Below are 18726 nucleotides of genomic sequence, written 5' to 3' on the forward strand. Positions count from 1 at the left end.
CTTGTTTATCCTGACTCATAGTTAGTTATGCACACTATTTTATCTGTTCTTATATTCTCATAGAACTCGTATATCTTCCAAAAGTGGATGCTCCCAAACCCTTCTACCTATTGTCTGTTGCCTTATCCCAACGACAATTATTTACTAATTAAAGTGTAGAATGTGGGTTCTCACTCCAGAACAAAAATATTTTTGCAGACTATTGAATTAAGGCTGCTGTCATTGCTAACAAATTAAACCGCAAATTTTTAACCTTAAAATTACCTACGTTTTGTCAGGTAACAGTTGACTTCATTATGTAGAGATTTTTCTAACTAAGTACAGCTTTGAAAATAAGACGATTCGATGTATTTTAACTTGTTGCCTAATAATTGCTAAACCCCATTCCATACTAGATTAAGGGATTTTGATTGAAGTGTGTTTTATTTGGGTATTGCTAGCGATCGCGCTTGAGATAAATTATATCCAATGGAGGTTAGCGGACTCGAACCGCTGACATCCTGCTTGCAAAGCAGGCGCTCTACCAACTGAGCTAAACCCCCATAAAATTAAAATAGCAGGCAACTTCGTTTGACGTTGCTATTGTAACTTAATATTATTCTGTTACTAAAAGGATGAATTCAGAAAACACTCAGATTATTGCAGCATTGTATAAATTTGTCAAGCTGCCAGATTTTGCCGAGAAACGAGATCCTCTGCTGTCTTACTGTCAAGAGCAAGGTGTCAAGGGGACAATTTTGTTGGCACAAGAAGGCATTAACGGTACAATTGCGGGTTCGCGTCAGGCGATTGACTCTGTTCTGTGGTTTCTGCGTAGTGACCCCCGTTTAGCAGACCTAGAATACAAAGAGTCCCATACTGAAACTCCACCTTTTGAGCGGATGAAGGTACGGTTGAAGTCAGAAATTGTCACTTTGGGGTTGCCTGAAATTGACCCAACTGAGAAAGTTGGCACTTATGTCACTCCCCAAGAATGGAATGATTTGATTTGCGATCCAGAAGTAACTGTGATTGACACCCGCAATGATTATGAGGTGAATATCGGTACTTTTCAAGGAGCGGAAAATCCCCAAACGGGATCATTCCGAGAATTTCCCGATTATGTGGTACACAACCTCGACCCAACTAAACACAAAAAGGTTGCCTTGTTTTGTACAGGTGGCATTCGCTGTGAAAAGGCTTCATCTTTTATGCTTGCCCAAGGTTTTGCAGAAGTTTATCATCTCAAAGGCGGCATTCTCAAGTATTTGGAAGAAGTTCCGGCACAAGAAAGTTTATGGCAAGGTGAATGTTTTGTCTTTGACGAACGAGTAGCTGTCAGTCATGGGTTGCAGGAAGGAAGTTATGAGTTGTGCTTCTGTTGTGGGTATCCAATTTCTGAAGAAGATAAGATGTCTCCAAAATATGAGCAGGGTATCTCCTGTGCCTATTGTTTTGATAGCCTCACCGAGGAGAAAAGAGCGCGTCAACAGGAAAAATGGCGGCACTACCAAACCCAAGTTGCTAATTCCAAAAATCGGGATGTAAGCTAATGGATTTTAAGTTTGTGTAGAGAGGATCTAATACCATTTCTGTTTCAAGATGTGCTTATAAGAGTTATCCAAAACTACAGGCTGTTGGGGCAATTCATGAATTGCCCCTATGTGAATCAAGCGCAGCCTCACATAGAATCGCTCTAGTCTTAACTTAATTTGTAGAACTGCTAAAAGATAGTGCAGATGCTTCTAGTAAATGCGAAGGGTGGCATTTCCAAAAACTCAAAATCTCTTCGCCAACCTGTTGAGGATAGAAGTAGTGAAAAAAATGATACCCTTGTGGACATTCCCAGAGTTTATCTTCTGGCTTCAACCAATTGAACCAGTCATGCAATACAGTTGGATTGACTACCGGATCGCTCTTGCTACCACATACCATCATTGGCATGGAAACTCCACCCTTGGGTAAATAAACTAACTTAAATAAAGAGTGTTGCGAAGGAGATTGCTCTAAATCTTTATCTAAGGCAGCTACTAACTTCTTAGTGGTATGAAGTGGTTGATTTCCAAAAAGACTGCGAACGGTACTTGCTAAAACTAGCTCACGGCTGATACTAAAAAGTTGGCGTTGAAAGTAATAGTGAGCTTGCCAATTGTTTGCAGGTTGAGCTGCTACAGCCAGGAGAGTTAGTGATCGCACTTTTTGGGGAAATCGGCGAGCAAAGGTTAAAGCGATCGCACCACTCATCCCATGTCCCGCTAAATGCACGGGGCGATCGCACCATTCTAAAAAATCATACAGCAACTCCACAGCTTGATCTATGGAACTTGCTTCATCTTTGGCTTGTTGGTATTCCCACTGGGCAATTCTCATATACCCAGATAAGTAATCAAGTAACGGTTTATCAAAACGCTTCAAAATAGGACTGGCATTTAACCACAAAACATCAAATGAATCAGACATAAATTACCTATAATTTCTAAATTACCAGTAGAGGCTCACAGCTAGCTGTGCTGCCCTAATTTCTACACAGACCAATTTTTTCGACATATTGCCACCTGGTATATGAATTTGGAACGTAATAATTTACGCAAGGATACTTATTTACCTTGCTTGCTGAAATATATTTTTAGCTTAATGAATATCTATCTCAATAAGCTTGGAGATATAGTACCAGATTTATTGATAGTTTTTATCATTTAATTCAAGTTAAGTTTTGTCAAGGATTTCAGGGAATAAACCGGAAAAGCGGGTAGTGCTTCATTCCAACTCAATCAGGAGTAGGCCAATACACTTGGGTTAATGGCTATTTTGGGTTTTCGAGACGCGATAAATCGCCGTCTCTACAAGTGTTTTGGTCTTATCTAAACTGTATTGAGGAGTAGGCTACAAACCAACTTTTTGTAAATGCCTTACGATATCCTCACACAATATTCCAGTTAATTACTAGTTTCAAAAGCTACATTGCTAACAGAAGCTAGAGAGAGTAAATTTTGTGTGTATTTATGAAAATAATCCAAATACTAAAACTAGCTGTAATTCCTGTTTTAACGGTATTGAGCTTGTTGTCTGCATCAAATAAAGCGCTAGCTGACTATTTAATTAGTCAGGCTTCAGAAGGTGATTATGATTAGCAAAGGACAACACATATTTTGAGGTTAGTCCTAATTATGCTAAATTCAGACTACTACTCCTTGATGTGCTAAAGCAGTAATAATGGGTGTAATGTGTAAATTTATTTATTCGCCTACAGCTTATTTTATAAATACATGGGAATGTTTGAAAGATATGAAAACGAGGGGCATACTATATTTCATGGCGATGCCTTAAATATTTTGTCCAGTGAGATTAAGTCTGAATCTATAGATATTGTTTTTATTGATCCCCCATATAACATAGGAAAAAAATTTTCAAATTTCCATGACAAATGGGAATCTGATGAAAAATATACCAAGTGGGCATATAAATTGCTTGATGAGTGCATTCGGGTATTAAAGCCGAATGGAACCTTATATGTAATGACAAGTACACAAGCGATGCCATACTTTGACCTTTACTTAAGAGACAAAATAGCAATTTTAAGCAGAATTGTGTGGCATTATGATAGTTCTGGAGTTCAAGCAACAAAGTACTTCGGCTCCTTGTACGAGCCAATACTACATTGCGTTAAAGACAGGAAAAGTTATATTTTTAACTCAAACGATATCAAAATAGAAGCAAAAACGGGTGCAAAAAGGAAGTTGATTGATTATAGGAAGGCTACTCCAAGCCATTATAATACAGAGAAAGTACCTGGTAATGTATGGTATTTTCCACGTGTAAGATATCAAATGAAAGAATACGAAAATCATCCCTCCCAAAAGCCTGAATCATTATTAGAGAGAATTATTCTTGCCAGCAGTGATGAAGGTTGCTTGATACTTGATCCATTCGCAGGTACTTTTACATCTGGTGCTGTAGCAAAACGTTTAGGACGATTTTCAATTAGTATTGAATCTCAAGAAGAATACCTTAAAATTGGTCTAAGACGAGTTTTAGGATGGCAAGAATACAGAGGAGAAAAGCTGTTATGTCCGCAAAAAACAAATACTAAAATAAATAGAAATGGGCAAAAGCCGGAAATTCTACAGGAGAACTTTTTAAATGTCGATAGTACAGCATGAATTCACAAAAATCATTATTGAAATCATAAATTTGTATTTTCCAGAACAAGGAACTAGAATTTTGAATTCTAGTGAGTTATTGCAGTACTTAAATATTAAAACAAAAGCTGCCAATAGTGGATCTAAGTCACGAGCAGGATTTGCAAATCACTATGCTATTTATGTTTTAATTGAAGATTATTTGAATAATAATTTTCATATTAATAATGGATATGCTGATTATGTAGGCGCTCAATTCAGGACACTGTTGATGAGACAAAGAGAGCTTCCATTTGGAAGTAAATTACAAAATCATGCTTTAAACCATAGGTTAAATGAAGAATTTAAAAAATATTTTCCAACATCATCTTATTTACCTATAATTAGAGATACTAAAACAAATAGATACTGGATTAATGAAAATTTAATAAAAATTTCTGTTGGACTGACTCAAATAAATATTGCCGAAGCAGTTCGAGATATTATTGATGCTTATATAAAAGCACGTAGAGATGCATTCAATTCATTTCTGGTCTATTGTCAACAGATGATTGACATTCAACAAAGAGAGCCTTTAAGAGCAGTTGAATTTATTCGAGGCTTGCTGAGACCAAATATAGATGCAAGAGTTTTTGAAATTGTAAGTTATGCAATTTTAAAGGAGTATTATGCAGACCAGCAAATATACTGGGGTTGGTCGCTAGATGAACTTAATGCTGAATATCTCATCCTATACAAAACTGGCCGCACAAATGCTAATGACGGAGGTATCGATTTTGTCATGAAACCCCTAGGACGATTCTTTCAAGTAACAGAAACTATTGATGCAGGAAAATATTTTTTGGATATTGATAAGGTTCAAAAGTATCCTATTACTTTTGTTGTAAAAACTGAGCAGACAACCGAAAGAATATTAAGTAAAATAGAAGAACAAGCGACATCAAGATACAACATAAAAGCTATTGTAAAAAGATACATAGAATCTGTAGAAGAAATTATCAATATCACAGAATTGATGTGCCGTTTCGATACTGTTTTACAAAGAGGTAAAGATGCCGCAGTAATTGAAGAAATAGTTTTGCAGAGTCGTGTTGAATTCAACGTAGAAGCCGAGGAACAAGATGTTATTGTATATGAAAATACAGTTGAAGAAGAGTAGTTATCAGTCACCTAATAAATCGCTGCTCCTTGTCTAATATTATTTGGCAATAATGATAGCTAACAGTAATGAAGTTATGGTTCTTACGTATATTTTATGATTGAGCTACTGACATTATTATCAAAGAATGCACATGAAAATTATAAAAGCCCTTTTCCGTAAGCTTTTAAAACTGTCAAGTAACAAGTTTTTAGTATTAAGTTACATAAAATATCCGATACAGATGAAGTTATATTCTAGATTTGCTGACTCTTGGCAGTGAACAGTTATTTCTAGATACTGATAACTGCTCACTGATAATTGATTAATCAAACTTCGGTAGGTTGATATTCTTGTTGTCTTTCCACAAAACTCTGCACACGGGTACGGTAATTTCTCACAGTCTCATCTACCCATTCGCGATCGTTGCTATTTGCATACAGATGCACCAGTGGTTCGCTAGCATCTGGTAAAACTAACAACCAACTATCATCATAAGGTTGACAAATTTTCACTCCATCAATGAGTTCTAAGTTTTGGGCTGGGTGAGTTTCCACCAAGTAACGCATCAAAGCACCCTTGGCTGTCCACGGACAACGGACTGTATAAGTTTTGTGAATTACACGGGGCAATTCTGACCGTGCAGCAGCTAGCGATCGCTCCTGTATAGTCAACATCTCAATGATCTTGGCAATGCAGAACATAGAATCAAATCCCGGATGCAGTTGCGGGAAAATAAAACCAGTCTCTCCACTACCTCCCAAAACCACATTCGGATTTTTTTGACAAGCTTCCATTAAAGCTGTAGGGTTGGCTTTGGTGCGAATTACTCTGCCATCATGACGGCGGGCGACTTGTTCAATAGCACTAGAAGCATGAACTGGAACTACTACCGTTCCTCTGGGGTTAGCCGTCAGAATCATGTCTACCATCAGTGCTGTTAAAGTTTCCCCACGAATTGGGTAGCCTGATTCATCAACTAAAATCAGCTGTTCTCCATTAGCCGATACTTGTACACCAAAGTTAGCTTTTAATGCCTCGACTACATGACCTAATTGAGTCAGCAATCCTTCGCGATCGGTGATTGACATCGCGGTTTTATTGACACTGGCATTCAGTACCACTGCATCAGCACCAAATTTATCCAACATTTGGGGTAAAACTGCCCCTGATACCGCATAAACATAGTCAATCACCACTTTTGCCCGACTGTTACGGAGTGTATGAACGTGCAAAAGTTTCTCAAAAGCAGTGCAGTAGCGCTCCATGACTTGGCTGGGGTAAGATACATCGCCAATTTCATGAATTAGCGCCCGCCGCATATCTTCCTTAAAGTAAGCACCTTCGATTTTCTTTTCCAGGGCTTTAGAAATATTAATGCCCTTAGCATCCATGAATTCAATCAGAATGTAGTCAGGGCGATCGGGGTGGACTCGCACATGGATACCACCAACTACAGACATTGTGGGTATAACCGTGCGGGCAATGGGAATAGCTGTAGCATCGAGGTTTTGAATATCAATACCTACTGACATCAAACCAGCAATGAGCGATCGCGTCACCATCCGAGAGATATTACGCTGGTCACGAGAAACCGTTACCTTAGAACCAGGTTTTAAGGTAGAACCGTAAGCAGATCCCAATTTCACGGCGAATTCTGGGGTGATGTCGATATTCGCTAATCCTTGCACACCACGTTGCCCAAATAAATTTCGTTGAGCAGTGTTGCCCCAAATCAAGTTAATGTTTAAAACTGCCCCTGACTCAATCTTCTTGCTCGGCCAAACACGCACACCTGGGCTAATTTGGGCTTCTTCTCCCACCGTGGAAAGCGAACCCACAACAGCAGCTTCTAATACATGGGCGCGGCGGTCTACACGAGCGCCACGGGAAATCACACAGGCAGAAAGATGTGCTTCATCGCCAATAAAAGCCCCATTCCACACTATTGGACGTTTGAGATTGGCATCAGCGCCAATAGTAACATTATCCCCAATTACGGTTCCGGCTTCAATCTGCACTCTTGCACCGATGCGGCAGTTGTCACCAATTACTGCTGGGGCTTCAATCACAGCCGTTTGGTCTATGTAAGTATTTTGACCTACCCATAACTCATGAGAAACTTGTTTGTAGGCATAATCTAATTGCACTTTCCCATCTAATGCGTCATACTGAGCTTCCCGATAAGCATCTAAGTGACCAACATCGCACCAGTAACCTTGAGCGATGTAACCATACATTGGCTCATCTTTTGCTAGAAGTAAGGGAAATAAGTCTTTGGAAAAGTCACATTCAACGTTTGCTGGTAGATATTCTAAAATTTCTGGTTCGAGAATGTAAGTACCAGTGTTGACGGTATCGGAAAAAATTTCACTACTAGAGGGTTTTTCTAAAAATCGGCTAATTCGTCCTTCCTGATCGGTAATCACCACTCCAAATTCAATTGGGTTGGGAACTCTGGTCAAAATCAAAGTAGCTTTTGACTTATTTTGTTTGTGAAATGCGATCGCAGCCGTGAGGTCAAAATCTGTTATGCTATCGCCGCTAATCACTAAAAAAGTTTCATCCAAAAGTTCGGCAATGTTTTTCACACAGCCTGCTGTACCCAAAGGCTGATCTTCTTCGACGGCATAAGTCATCTGAACACCAAAATCGCTGCCATCTTGAAAATAGTCTCGCAAGACATCAGGTAAATAATGCAATGTCGCAATAACTTCTGTAATTTGATGTCTCTTCAGAAGATTGATAATATGTTCGGCAATTGGTCGATTTAGGATTGGCACCATCGGTTTGGGCAGATCGCAAGTTAACGGGCGAAGCCGCGTTCCTGAACCCCCTGCCATCAGTACTGCACGCATAAATCCTCCTTAAAGTAGTTACAGCCTTCAGTGCTTGAAAACGTATCACATATATTTTGTTCTTCTTTCTCTAGTCTCCTATGGATATCGATTTTTGAGGAACTTCCACAAGAGGCATCTACCTTGGGGATTGGGAATTGGAGCAGAAAAGGAAGGCAGAGGGGCAGGGAGCAGGGAGCAAGGGGGAGAATGAAATATTACCTATTTCCCCTCTTCCCCCTGCTCCCCTGCCTCCTGCTTCTTATTGGCAATGATAAAGTTCATATTCATAGCCGTCTACGCTTGGCAAAGATTTAGTCTCAGCGACGCAGGTTTTGACGGCTTCTGCTACTGGGGCATGAAAGTTTACCGACCACAAGTCAAAAGGTCGTGGTAGCGTCTTTAAGGTATTTTCTAGAGCAATGGTGGAAGTATTCGGATCTTGATATTGATGGGCAAGGAGAAACAAAGAATTTTGAGGCGAATTGGCAAGTTTCAACTCCCTAGCTACCCCCATCATTTCCCCAGTGTGTATATAACTTTTGTGAGTAGTGGCAATCAGTACTGGTACTGGGGATATTTGTTGGATGAGTTGCACAAACAGATCAGGGCGATAATATTTTTGATAGCCAAGATTGCAAATTACTGTGACTGCACTAAAAAATCCCATTAGCCAAATTAACATCACGGCTTTTTTACCGTTTATTCCCCATTTACCTATGCTTTTTATTTCCTTGGGGGGATGCCAACAAACTGCGAGACTTGCGCCTAGCAAGACAACGATCGCAGGATAGTAAACAAAGTTATATCTAGCGCCTCTAGTCAGGTCAATACCCAAAAAGTACGTAAAGATCAAAAATAAAGCGATCGCACTGATCACAATTCCAATAAACACCTGAATCATAATCCGGTTTTCTGGATGCTGTAGTTGAATTTTGATCCCACGCAGCAAAATTGGTACTGCCCAAATAAAGAAAGCCAGCATCACTATTCCAGATGGAATCACCACCAAAGCTTGAGAAGATTCAACTGGTAACAGAGAAATCATTGCAATCAATGTTCCTAAAGCTTGAAAAATTGGGCTTAACCAATCTAGTCCAACGCGGGAACCTCGAATCCACTCGGTCAAAATCCCCCGATTTTTATTCTCTAACAAGATTGGTATCCAAATTAAACCCGCCACTAAAGTACCTACCGCAACGGCATAAATGCGCCGCCAGGGAGAAGAGAAGAGGAGAGAAAATTTGGTGCTATTTTGCAATTGCAGCCAAGCCAGAGAAATCAAAACTACGGCTTCTGTATAGAGGGTGAAGGTGAAAAAATAATGAGTAGCAATACCTAAAGCATTAATTGCTACCCAGAAAAGTGCTACCCATATAGGTAAAAGTGTGCGGTTTTGAATATGACGTGTGGCAATTACTAAGCAGGTGAGAGAACCAATCACCCATAAGATTGCCAAAGTATAATGACGTGCTTCTTGTGCTAAAAATACGGCGTAGGGTGATACTGCGATCATGGCAGCAGCCAATTGCCCCGCTAACCGCGAACGAAATGCTACTTTACCTAACACGTAAACACACGGTATTGAGGCAACACCGAATATAGCAGGTAGCGATCGCGCTGCAAATAGCGATACTAATCCTCCTTCGCTAGGAAATAATTTCATCCATAGGTAAGCCAGCACAAAATACAGAGGTGGATGACTATCTTGTGTAGCTAAGTTATGAACCACATCACCAATACTAGCCACTGGGTTTGGTTGCAGTGGTTGTAATAAAATATCGGGTGCGATCGCTTGATCTAGGGGGACTGATAAAAAATTGTTACCTAAGCTAAACACCAAGGTGGAAAACTCATCAGTCCAAGGAGACTTTGTTGTCAAGTTGGTTAGGCGTAAGCTAATGCCAATGAGCAACCACATCAAAATCAGCAAAGGGTGAAGCCAGGAAGGTGGGAGGCTATCTTGCCAATAATTATACCAGTGCTTGTGTTGGGAGGCAGAACTAGTATCTAGCAACGAGATAATTTTTTTGTAAAAATAAAATGCACCTTTGAAAATAACTCTCATTGCCGGGCCTTATACAAATGGATTTGTAGATTTGACGTTTGAAATTTAAGTTCGTTCTAAAATCTAAGAACAAAAATCAAAATCTCAAATCCCTCGTTGTGATTATTTAACATTAGTGACGCGCTAGCTAAGTTTCATCCCATTTAGGAGGGGATTCAAACCCCTTCTAAATTAAACCTTCTGCCTTCTTCAACAGAATTTTAAATTTAACCACTATTTTGTGTTACGTATCAACGCTTACACAATTTTTTATTCTAAAAAATCATCAATACTGTACTATTAAGCCAGCGAAGTCAGCAAATATACAGTTGGTAAGACTATGTAAAGACTTTTTAAGATTATATTAGTTATACTAATCTTAAATCATTAGTTGGTTAATAACTATAAGTTAAAAAAGACTAGTTTACCAAATTTTGAAATTGGTGGTCAACAAAAAAGTAATGAGTACAGATTAAGAACTAATGGAATTCTGAATCCTGACTTATTATTGAATCCAGCTAAATTACTTTGGTATTTAGCTATATAGTTAAATATTTTTAGGTCATAGTAATGCTGTGTCAATACTTGTCGGATTTTGGGGAATGGGGTTGCGGGAAAGTGGAAAGAAAAAACCTTTAACCTTTTGCCAAAACCCAATTCCGAGTTAAAAATCCAAAACCCGAGCAGTATTGAATGCCGTGTTGCCATAAAAAATGTAGTTATAATCAATGAAACCCGCTTTAAATGGCGATTGTACTATCAACCATAAGAGCCGTAAAGCAATTCAAAATTCAAAAGGTTCGTGTAGCAGTCTCATATATCAAAAGCACAATACTAGCAAGCTTTTTGGCATTTAGAATGTGCTGATTAAATACATATTAGCTTATTAAAGTCAAGAAACTTACACTTTTCTAAGAATTAATCGGCATATATAAAAATAAAATTAACAAAAATTAATATTCTGGTAAATTAAGTATACTATTTAGCAGCCATTGGATTGTAAATCTCTCAAAAGTAACAGCAAAAATCCCCCGAGAGGGTATTGCAAAAAAGGTGAAAATTTTGTTTGTTATTAATTTAATGCCTTTGTTTATTGCTGGTATTGAGTAAATAAACATCTAAAAAATACAGGGTAGATCATGCATATTCCTGATGGATTTGTTTCTGTTCCGGTGGCAGGGGCTACTGGTTTAGCCAGTATAGCAGCACTTTTTATAGCCTTCGAGCGATCGCAAGAAGCTTTTGGTATCCGTCGTGCGCCCATACTGGGATTAACCACTGCCTTTATTTTTGCCGCCCAGATGATCAATTTTCCGGTAGCTGGAGGTACTAGTGGTCACTTATTAGGAGGAACCTTAGCTGCGATCGTTTTGGGTAGTCCGTGGGCAGGAACGTTGTGTATTGCCACAGTTTTAATTATTCAAGCTGTGCTATTTGCTGATGGTGGCATTACAGCCTTGGGAGCAAACATTTTCAATATGGCAGTAGTTGGTGTTTGGGTAGGCTGGATTTTAACCCAAACCTTGCAACGGCTGTTGGGGGGATTTAAAGGGCGTTTACCCCTAGCTGCTGGTATAGCTGCTGGCGTAAGTGTAGTGGTAGCTGCTATAGCTTGTGCTATTGAGTTAGCCCTCTCTGGTACTGCACCTGTAGCTATAGTTTTACCAGCTATGACTGGCGTGCATATTTTGATTGGCATTGGCGAAGGGATAATTACTGGGGGTGTGCTGACTTATTTAGCTACAGCCCGACCAGATTTGTTACCAGGGGAACAGCAGGAATTTCGCGGCTGGTCAGTGCCAATTGTTACCATTTTCTTGATTGCAGGAGTACTGTCACTCTTTGCCTCAGCCTGGCCTGATGGTTTGGAAAAAGTCGCTCAAAATACAGGTTTCATTGATTTAGCTGCGAAAGTCCGGGTAATTGTGCCGACTCCCTTAGCTGACTATAGTATTAAGGGTTTGGGGCCAATTGGTACTAGTATCGCTGGACTTATGGGAGCTACAGTTTGCTTTGCTGTAGCTTTTGGGATTGCCAAGGTGGTGAAACCGAAGAATGCTTAAACTTTCTTTGCCATTACGTTTGCAGCTGTCTCTAGTGATTGTGGTGGGAGCAGCGTTACTAAAATATCATGCTTGGTATTGCTTAGGTGTATATGCCGCGATCGCACTTTTGTGGGCTTGGCTGTTGCGCGTATCAATTCGCCACTTGGGAGGATTACTCGGTACAGAATTGATTTTTTTGTCATTGCTAGCCTTACCTTTGGGATGGGAAAGAGCCAGCTTTTTACTGCTTCGTTCGCTGGTTTGTCTAGTTACTATGAATAGTTTTTTGTTAACCTTACCGCCCCACAGCTTTGGTATAGCCCTGAAAGGCTTACCAGTACCAGCACCTCTAAAGGAAAACTTGTTGTTAGCTGGGCAATATATGGAAATTTTGCTCTCAGAAGTAACGCGGATGCAGCGCAGCGCTCAATTACGTGGACTGAATGGAACTGCGGGATGGTTGCGCTACGCCAGTTCTGCCATGATTGGAGCCTTATATCTCCGCAGTCTAGATAGGGCAGAACGAGTTTATGGGGCAATGGTAATTCGCGGTTACAACGGGCAATTGCCCATAGATTCTCCTCTCAGACCGAAAGAGCGTTTTGCCATATTACTAGCTTGTTCGATCGCTGCTACTGTAACCCTAACTTCTTACAAAATTTAACCCAATCCTCACTCCGCAATATTGAGTTTGTGAATCTTGAAATCTTTAACATCTAATCCCCAACCACCAACCCGTAACCCCCACGCAACTGTCGTTGAAGTTGAGAACTTGGTCTATGCCTATTCTCGCCAGGAACCGGTATTACAAGAAATTTCTTTTACTTTGAATAAAGGCGATCGCGTCGCCTTGATGGGAGCAACTGGTTCTGGAAAAAGCACCTTGCTAGAGAACCTAATCGGCTTAAAACAACCCCAAACGGGGAAAATTATTATTAATGGCATCCCCTTAGAGCCTAAAACTCTACCCCAAATACGTCGTCAAATTGGCTTTAGCTTTCAAGATGCCAACGACCAACTATTTATGCCCACCATCTTGGAAGATATTACCTTTGGCCCACGCAACTACGGAATGTCACCAGCAGAGGCTAGCGATCGCGCCCGGCAGTTATTAGCTGATTTCGGACTAGAAGCCTACGCTAATCGTTCCGCTCACGAACTTTCTGGTGGGCAAAAACGCCTTGCTGCCCTAGCCTCAATTTTAGCCCTAGACCCGACAATTCTAATTTTGGATGAGCCGACTAACGGTCTTGATCCAGCATGGCGACGACATTTAGCACAAGTATTGTTAAAGTTACCAGTACAGGTGATGTTAATTGCCTCCCATGACCTAAATTGGTTAGGTAGAGTTACACAACGTGCTTTGGTGCTTTCTGGTGGTCGAATTCAAATAGACGGCAATATTCAGCCACTTTTGCAAGATGGTGCTACTTTAGACCAGTTAGGTTTGCCCATAGATTGGTGATTTGAAATTGGGGCATGGGCGAATGGCACTAGGAAAACGTGAAACCTTTGTCTGAGGGAGGCGTGGGAGGTGTGGGAGGATGGGGAAGAAATCTGACCCCCCACACTCCCCTCTCTCCCCACACTCCCCACACTCCCCACACTCAAAAGCCAGTTAATAAGGGGTTTGCGCTTATCTTAATGTCATTCGGGCATGGGTACAGAAGTGGAGTTTAAAGAATCATTCACTATTCTCTCTGCCCATTGCCCGTAATATTAGATACTATATTTTGGGTTTTATTGCTGTTGGGGTGTTAATGTCTGTTTTACATAAATATACTGTTATTGCTCCTGTTAGCCTGAGCATCGCTTTGTTCGTTACCAGTTGCAGCGAAAATAAAATTTCTCAATGCCAGCGACTGATTCGAGTTGTAAATGCCGGAACTTCTCTGATTGATAACAATAAAGGAAGGCAAGTCATCACCAGCATACAACTGTCTAAAGATTTAGAATTTGTGACTAAATCGATTAAGGAACTGAATTTAAAAGATCCCAAGCTGAAAGAATTTCAAAGCGGTTTTGTCAATATTTTTCAGAATCTTAGTCAAGCGATCGCCAAAGCAGGTAGAGCGCTTGGTGCAACCAAGACAGCAGAAGCGTCAGAATCGGGTAGAGAAAAAATCCAAAAGGCTAGAACCGAAATTGACTCAGCACTGACAACAGCTACAACTCTTGGCAAGAAGTCAGATACGTTAGTCAACCAGATGAATAAGTATTGTAGCCAGCCAGAATAATTTATCTGGAGAATTGGGAATTGGGAATGAAGAAGAGACAAGAGAGACTTGTTCAATAATTCCCCCTTGTCCCCCCTGCTTCCCCCAGAGCTGTTTCGTTCCCTAAAACAGGTAAAATTGCAAGTGTTGAAGCCCTGCTTTTTTAGGGAGATTTAGGGGGATCTAAAACGTTTTGCTACTAACAAAAGGACTTTTCAAACATCCTCTAAAAATAATTCGTAATTAATCAATATCAGTGTGAGTAATCATAAGTGGGAATACAGAACTTTGCACAACTACTAATTTTTGGCTCTTTTATCGGATTAGTTGGTTGGACTATTACCAATCAGGTTGGACGAACTCAACTCAAAGTTAAAAATCGTGAAGATTGGTTGCTAGATGGTACAGGATTAACTATTCAAGGAATTTTGATTCCCTTACTACAAGCGACTTTAGTTTATTGGCTTTATCAACATTTAATACCCACTCACCAAGGATATTTAAAAGTATCATTAGTTCCGGCTTTTATTATCAGTTTTGTCCTGGTTGATTATTTATATTATTGGAATCATCGTTTATTACATACTAAATTGTTGTGGAAAGTTCATCAAGTCCATCATACTGTTACTCAAATGGATGTATTAGGAACTTCTCGCAACACACTTTGGACAAGTTTGTTAATTATTTATTTATGGATACACACTTTGTTTTTGTATCTGTTAGCCGATCCAACAGGTTATTTACTTGGAGTAAGTCTAACTTCTGCCTTAGATTTATGGCGACATAGCAACTTGATAATTCCAGTAAATACCAAGCTTTACCAATTTTTATCTTCTTGGCTAATCTTACCGCAGGATCATGCTTGGCATCATTGCGGCGAAGTCCACAATTATAACTATGCGGCTAATCTGAAAATTTGGGATAAGTTACATGGAACATATTATGAAAGCAAAAAACTACCGTCTATAATCGGAATTCCTAGCTCATTAAACTTGTTTCAAAAACTTTTTTTCCCATTTTAATGACAGTTATAAGTAAAATTCTTTCGTTTTTTCCCACCTTTATATTATTGCTAACTGGGGCAGCAATAGTCTACCTCGCCTATTCACCTAACATCTTCAGTATTCTGGCGGTGTTCCTTTCTATTTATGGGCTACCAGTGCTAGTTTACCGCTTGCATGAATGGGTTTATCCTGTGCGGGAGGGTGTTAGCTATCTACAAGGTAAAGAATATAGTCCCTGGTGGGGTAGTCATCAAATCCAGGTAATTTATATTGCAATTCCGGTGTTGGAAGCAGTGCTGCGACTGATTCCGGGGGTGTTTTCGTGTTGGTTGCGATTGTGGGGTGCTAAAGTGGGGCGAGATGTATACTGGACAACAAGATTGGAGATTGCCGATCGCAGTTTATTAGAAATTGGCGATCGCGTCGTTATCGGGCATGGTGTCGGTATCTATTCTCACATCATTAAACCCCGCAAGCAAAATTTAATGTTGTATGTCAAAAAAGTCAAGATTGGTAGCAATGTTTTTGTGGGAGCCGGATCTAATCTTGCTGCTGGTGTCGTCATTGGCGATGGTTCTTATTTACCAGCAGCCAGCAACTTTTATCCTAATCAAAAGGTGCAATAATGCGTCCGATTATTCAGCTTTTTGGGCAAATACTCGCACCAACAGCGAGGCGATTTTATCAAGCTTTGGATAACCCAGAGTTAATGCAGACATCTGTACAAAGGGAAATTTGCGATCGCCTAATCAAAAGTGAGTATGGTAAAACTTTGGGGATTCATTCTATAGACGATTGGCAGCGTGTACCAATTGTAGATTATGATGCGCTCGAACCCTACTTGAATAAAAAAACTCAACAAATTTCTCTCACACCAGAACTAATTTTATTCTACGAAAAAACCTCTGGTAGTAGTGGGGCGGTAAAATGGATTCCTTATACTCAATCTTTGCGGCGATCGTTTAATCAAATGTTTTGTGTCTGGGCGCATGATTTGATTGTAAATGGCCCGAAATTTTCTACAGGCAAGATTTATGCTTGTATCTCGCCGCAATTAAATGTAGCTGAAGGCCAAAGTTTACAAGATGATTTAGACTATTTAGATGGCTGGTTGCGTTGGTTTTTACGTCCTTGGTTGGTAATGCCAAATAAACTTAATCGGCTGCATGACGCGAACTTGTTTAAACATCAACTGGCTTTGGCATTATTAGAGGCTGAAAAACTAGAAATTATCTCTATTTGGAGTCCTAGTTTTCTACAAATACATTTAAAATATATTCAAGAAAATCAGGATTTATTGCGAGAAGAATTACATAACCGGATTTCACATCACCGTCTGAAACTTCTCAGCGAAAATAATATTCCCTGGATGCAGCTCTGGCCAAATTTGAAGTTAATTTCTTGCTGGGATAACGCCAATGCAGCAGATCAAGCGCAAGGATTAAGATTAAAATTTCCAGGTGTATTAATTCAAGGTAAAGGACTCCTAGCAACGGAAGCCCCAATGACGATTCCCTTGATTGTCGCTAGGGGATGTGTGCCGGTTCTTGATGAAGTTTTTTTCGAGTTCGAGAATGAGACTGGTTCCCTGTATGGTTTACATGAACTCAACATTGGCAAGGAATACACGATTATTTTATCCCAGAAAGGCGGATTGTATCGTTATCGAATTGGCGATCGCATCCGGGTAACTCATTACTATCGCCACACTCCCTGTTTAGAGTTTATCGGACGACATCAAGCTGTTAGCGATTTGGTGGGCGAAAAGTTGCAAGAAACCTTTGTAAATAATGCTCTAACTTTGTTGAATTTGCAAGAAACTAATTTTAAAACCTTGATGCCTATTGCCGATCCTCCACACTATATTCTATTACTAGATTCAGCAAAAGAAACCCCAGAAATTATCGCTCAACAATTGGATCTGGCTCTATCAGAATCATATCATTACCAAAGAGCTAGAGCCATCGGTCAACTTGCACCACCACAGGTTTTAATCTCTAGTCAAATTCCTGAAATATTAGTTTCCCATCGTATCCACACTGGAAGTATTTGGGGAGGTATTAAGCATCCAATTCTAGCAACTTCACCCATTAGCACTGAATTTTTACAAGAGTTGAAGTTGGAAATTTACCAGAAATAGCTAACCTTTGGATTTTGATGATTTTCTTGCTGTCCTTGTTTATTTAGTAATCATCTGCGATCGCCTCTGTGGTAAGTTTATTTCTTGGAAATACTTAAGTCTTAAAAAGCACATTTATATGGGTATACAGATGTGTATACCGGAGATAAAATATTTTTTACTATCAATAAATTAATGTAATTTCGTTCTGTAAATTTTGAAAAATGTAGAAGAATACTACAAGCAGTTCAATATTAGAGATGCAAAATGGCAATCTCTAAGCGGATTATTGCAATAAGAGCCTGTCAAGAAACAACTTTTACAATTTGCCACCTAAAAAGCTTACTGAGAAAGCATTTCTAATTAAAAAGAAGGAAGGTTGTTTCCTGACAAGCTCTAAGGCGATCGCTAGATGCCATCTTGATATACACGGAGACAAAAAAGTGCAAATTACTAAGCGCAACGTTGAGTTAAGAGTCGATGGCAGTTTGATGCGTGTTTATGTTGCGGCTCCTAAAGCAGCAGGAAAATACCCTGGTATTGTCTTCTACAGTGATATTTATCAGCTAGGTGATCCAATAATTCGTCTAGCTAACTACTTAGCAGGATATGGCTATGTAGTAGCAGCACCAGAAATTTTTCACCGAATTGAGCCAGTTGGTTTAGTAATAGAGCCAGATGATCTGGGAAGGATGCGGGGAAATGACGATGCGCGTCGAACCTCCGTAGCTGATTATGATGCCGATTGCCTTGCTGTAATTGAATTTCTGAAAACAGAGAGTGCGGTTTCTCCAAATCAAATAGGCACTCTCGGCTTTTGTATTGGTGGACATTTAGCATTCCGCGCAGCATTTCAAAGCGAAATTCGGGCTTGCGTCTGCTGTTACCCTACTGGGATTCCCAGTGGTAAACTGGGTAAAGAGGTAGCCGATACAATCCAGAGAGTAAGTGAAATCAAAGGCGAGATGCTAATGGTGTTCGGTACTCTTGACCCTCATATACCAGATAGCGATCGCCAAACCATAATAAAAGCAATTGAGAATGCTAACATACCTCACCAAGTTTTCTTGTATGAAGCAGAACATACATTCATGCGCGACGACGGTTATCGTTATGATTCTAGTGCTACCACCGCAGCTTGGTCTGAAATAATAACTTTTTTGGGACGCATATTTGCAAACTGAAAACTTCTATTATTGCTT

At 39.8% G+C, this 18726-nt stretch carries 14 protein-coding genes and 1 tRNA gene; 11 read left to right on the forward strand and 4 right to left on the reverse strand.

Translation table 11 applies throughout. From position 1 onward, the window contains the following. Positions 1-469: 469 nt before the first annotated feature. Positions 470-542, reverse strand: a tRNA-Ala gene (locus tag V7K69_RS21510). Positions 543-614: 72 nt separating this feature from the next. Here V7K69_RS21510 and trhO point away from each other — a divergent pair. After that, positions 615-1532, forward strand: coding sequence for an oxygen-dependent tRNA uridine(34) hydroxylase TrhO (gene trhO, locus V7K69_RS21515; RefSeq protein ID WP_335038025.1), 918 nt, complete (start codon positions 615-617; stop codon positions 1530-1532). A gap of 154 nt (positions 1533-1686) precedes the next feature. On the opposite strand, the gene V7K69_RS21520 is transcribed toward trhO, so the two are convergent. Next, positions 1687-2439, reverse strand: a complete 753-nt coding sequence (locus V7K69_RS21520) for an alpha/beta fold hydrolase (protein WP_335038027.1) — start codon at positions 2437-2439, stop codon at positions 1687-1689. Between the two features lie 812 nt (positions 2440-3251). Here V7K69_RS21520 and yhdJ point away from each other — a divergent pair. Together yhdJ and V7K69_RS21530 are read left to right on the forward strand one after the other, a co-directional pair. After that, positions 3252-4139 (forward strand): adenine-specific DNA-methyltransferase, encoded by an 888-nt coding sequence (gene yhdJ, locus V7K69_RS21525; protein ID WP_335038029.1) that lies wholly within the window; start codon positions 3252-3254, stop codon positions 4137-4139. Beyond that, on the forward strand, positions 4120-5277 hold the full coding sequence (locus tag V7K69_RS21530; RefSeq protein WP_335038031.1) for a restriction endonuclease: 1158 nt from the start codon (positions 4120-4122) through the stop codon (positions 5275-5277). Before yhdJ ends, V7K69_RS21530 begins: the two co-directional genes overlap by 20 nt. Before the next feature lie 308 nt (positions 5278-5585). On the opposite strand, the gene V7K69_RS21535 is transcribed toward V7K69_RS21530, so the two are convergent. Next, positions 5586-8114 (reverse strand): mannose-1-phosphate guanyltransferase, encoded by a 2529-nt coding sequence (locus V7K69_RS21535; RefSeq protein WP_335038033.1) that lies wholly within the window; start codon positions 8112-8114, stop codon positions 5586-5588. Between the two features lie 241 nt (positions 8115-8355). After that, positions 8356-10161 (reverse strand): glycosyltransferase family 39 protein, encoded by a 1806-nt coding sequence (locus tag V7K69_RS21540; RefSeq protein ID WP_442936172.1) that lies wholly within the window; start codon positions 10159-10161, stop codon positions 8356-8358. A gap of 1118 nt (positions 10162-11279) precedes the next feature. On the opposite strand from V7K69_RS21540, the gene V7K69_RS21545 reads away from it, so the two are divergent. From V7K69_RS21545 to V7K69_RS21580, 8 genes are all read left to right on the forward strand, one after another. Then, positions 11280-12203 carry an energy-coupling factor ABC transporter permease gene (locus V7K69_RS21545; protein ID WP_335038035.1) on the forward strand — a complete coding sequence of 308 codons (924 nt, stop codon included), beginning with the start codon at positions 11280-11282 and terminating at the stop codon, positions 12201-12203. Beyond that, positions 12196-12849 (forward strand): energy-coupling factor transporter transmembrane component T family protein, encoded by a 654-nt coding sequence (locus tag V7K69_RS21550; RefSeq protein WP_335038037.1) that lies wholly within the window; start codon positions 12196-12198, stop codon positions 12847-12849. Before V7K69_RS21545 ends, V7K69_RS21550 begins: the two co-directional genes overlap by 8 nt. 36 nt (positions 12850-12885) lie before the next feature. Beyond that, positions 12886-13650: an energy-coupling factor ABC transporter ATP-binding protein gene (locus V7K69_RS21555; RefSeq protein WP_335038040.1), complete on the forward strand. Its 765-nt coding sequence runs from the start codon at positions 12886-12888 to the stop codon at positions 13648-13650. A gap of 295 nt (positions 13651-13945) precedes the next feature. Beyond that, a complete protein-coding gene (locus tag V7K69_RS21560; protein WP_335038042.1) occupies positions 13946-14422 on the forward strand; it encodes a hypothetical protein in 477 nt (158 codons plus the stop codon). A 251-nt stretch (positions 14423-14673) separates the two neighbouring features. After that, a complete protein-coding gene (locus tag V7K69_RS21565) occupies positions 14674-15423 on the forward strand; it encodes a sterol desaturase family protein (RefSeq protein WP_335038045.1) in 750 nt (249 codons plus the stop codon). Beyond that, the gene (locus V7K69_RS21570) at positions 15423-16031 is read left to right on the forward strand and encodes a DapH/DapD/GlmU-related protein (protein WP_335038047.1); all 609 of its coding nucleotides are present in this window, start codon (positions 15423-15425) and stop codon (positions 16029-16031) included. Before V7K69_RS21565 ends, V7K69_RS21570 begins: the two co-directional genes overlap by 1 nt. Beyond that, complete coding sequence (locus V7K69_RS21575) at positions 16031-17545, forward strand: GH3 family domain-containing protein (protein WP_335038049.1); 1515 nt, start codon at positions 16031-16033, stop codon at positions 17543-17545. The genes V7K69_RS21570 and V7K69_RS21575 overlap by 1 nt, the downstream gene beginning before the upstream one ends. Before the next feature lie 422 nt (positions 17546-17967). After that, a complete protein-coding gene (locus tag V7K69_RS21580) occupies positions 17968-18708 on the forward strand; it encodes a dienelactone hydrolase family protein (RefSeq protein WP_335038051.1) in 741 nt (246 codons plus the stop codon). The last annotated feature ends 18 nt before the right edge of the window (positions 18709-18726 follow it).

Source organism: Nostoc sp., from assembly GCF_036917775.1.
In the GTDB taxonomy this organism is placed as follows: Bacteria; Cyanobacteriota; Cyanobacteriia; order Cyanobacteriales; family Nostocaceae; genus Nostoc.

Excerpts from the sequence above, each read along its gene's own strand:
- trhO (WP_335038025.1), top strand. The coding sequence starts at position 615 with ATGAATTCAGAAAACACTCAGATTATTGCAGCATTGTATAAATTTGTC.
- V7K69_RS21520 (WP_335038027.1), bottom strand. The coding sequence starts at position 2,439 with ATGTCTGATTCATTTGATGTTTTGTGGTTAAATGCCAGTCCTATTTTG.
- yhdJ (WP_335038029.1), top strand. The coding sequence starts at position 3,252 with ATGTTTGAAAGATATGAAAACGAGGGGCATACTATATTTCATGGCGAT.
- V7K69_RS21530 (WP_335038031.1), top strand. The coding sequence starts at position 4,120 with ATGTCGATAGTACAGCATGAATTCACAAAAATCATTATTGAAATCATA.
- V7K69_RS21535 (WP_335038033.1), bottom strand. The coding sequence starts at position 8,114 with ATGCGTGCAGTACTGATGGCAGGGGGTTCAGGAACGCGGCTTCGCCCG.
- V7K69_RS21540 (WP_442936172.1), bottom strand. The coding sequence starts at position 10,161 with ATGAGAGTTATTTTCAAAGGTGCATTTTATTTTTACAAAAAAATTATC.
- V7K69_RS21545 (WP_335038035.1), top strand. The coding sequence starts at position 11,280 with ATGCATATTCCTGATGGATTTGTTTCTGTTCCGGTGGCAGGGGCTACT.
- V7K69_RS21550 (WP_335038037.1), top strand. The coding sequence starts at position 12,196 with ATGCTTAAACTTTCTTTGCCATTACGTTTGCAGCTGTCTCTAGTGATT.
- V7K69_RS21560 (WP_335038042.1), top strand. The coding sequence starts at position 13,946 with ATGTCTGTTTTACATAAATATACTGTTATTGCTCCTGTTAGCCTGAGC.
- V7K69_RS21570 (WP_335038047.1), top strand. The coding sequence starts at position 15,423 with ATGACAGTTATAAGTAAAATTCTTTCGTTTTTTCCCACCTTTATATTA.
- V7K69_RS21575 (WP_335038049.1), top strand. The coding sequence starts at position 16,031 with ATGCGTCCGATTATTCAGCTTTTTGGGCAAATACTCGCACCAACAGCG.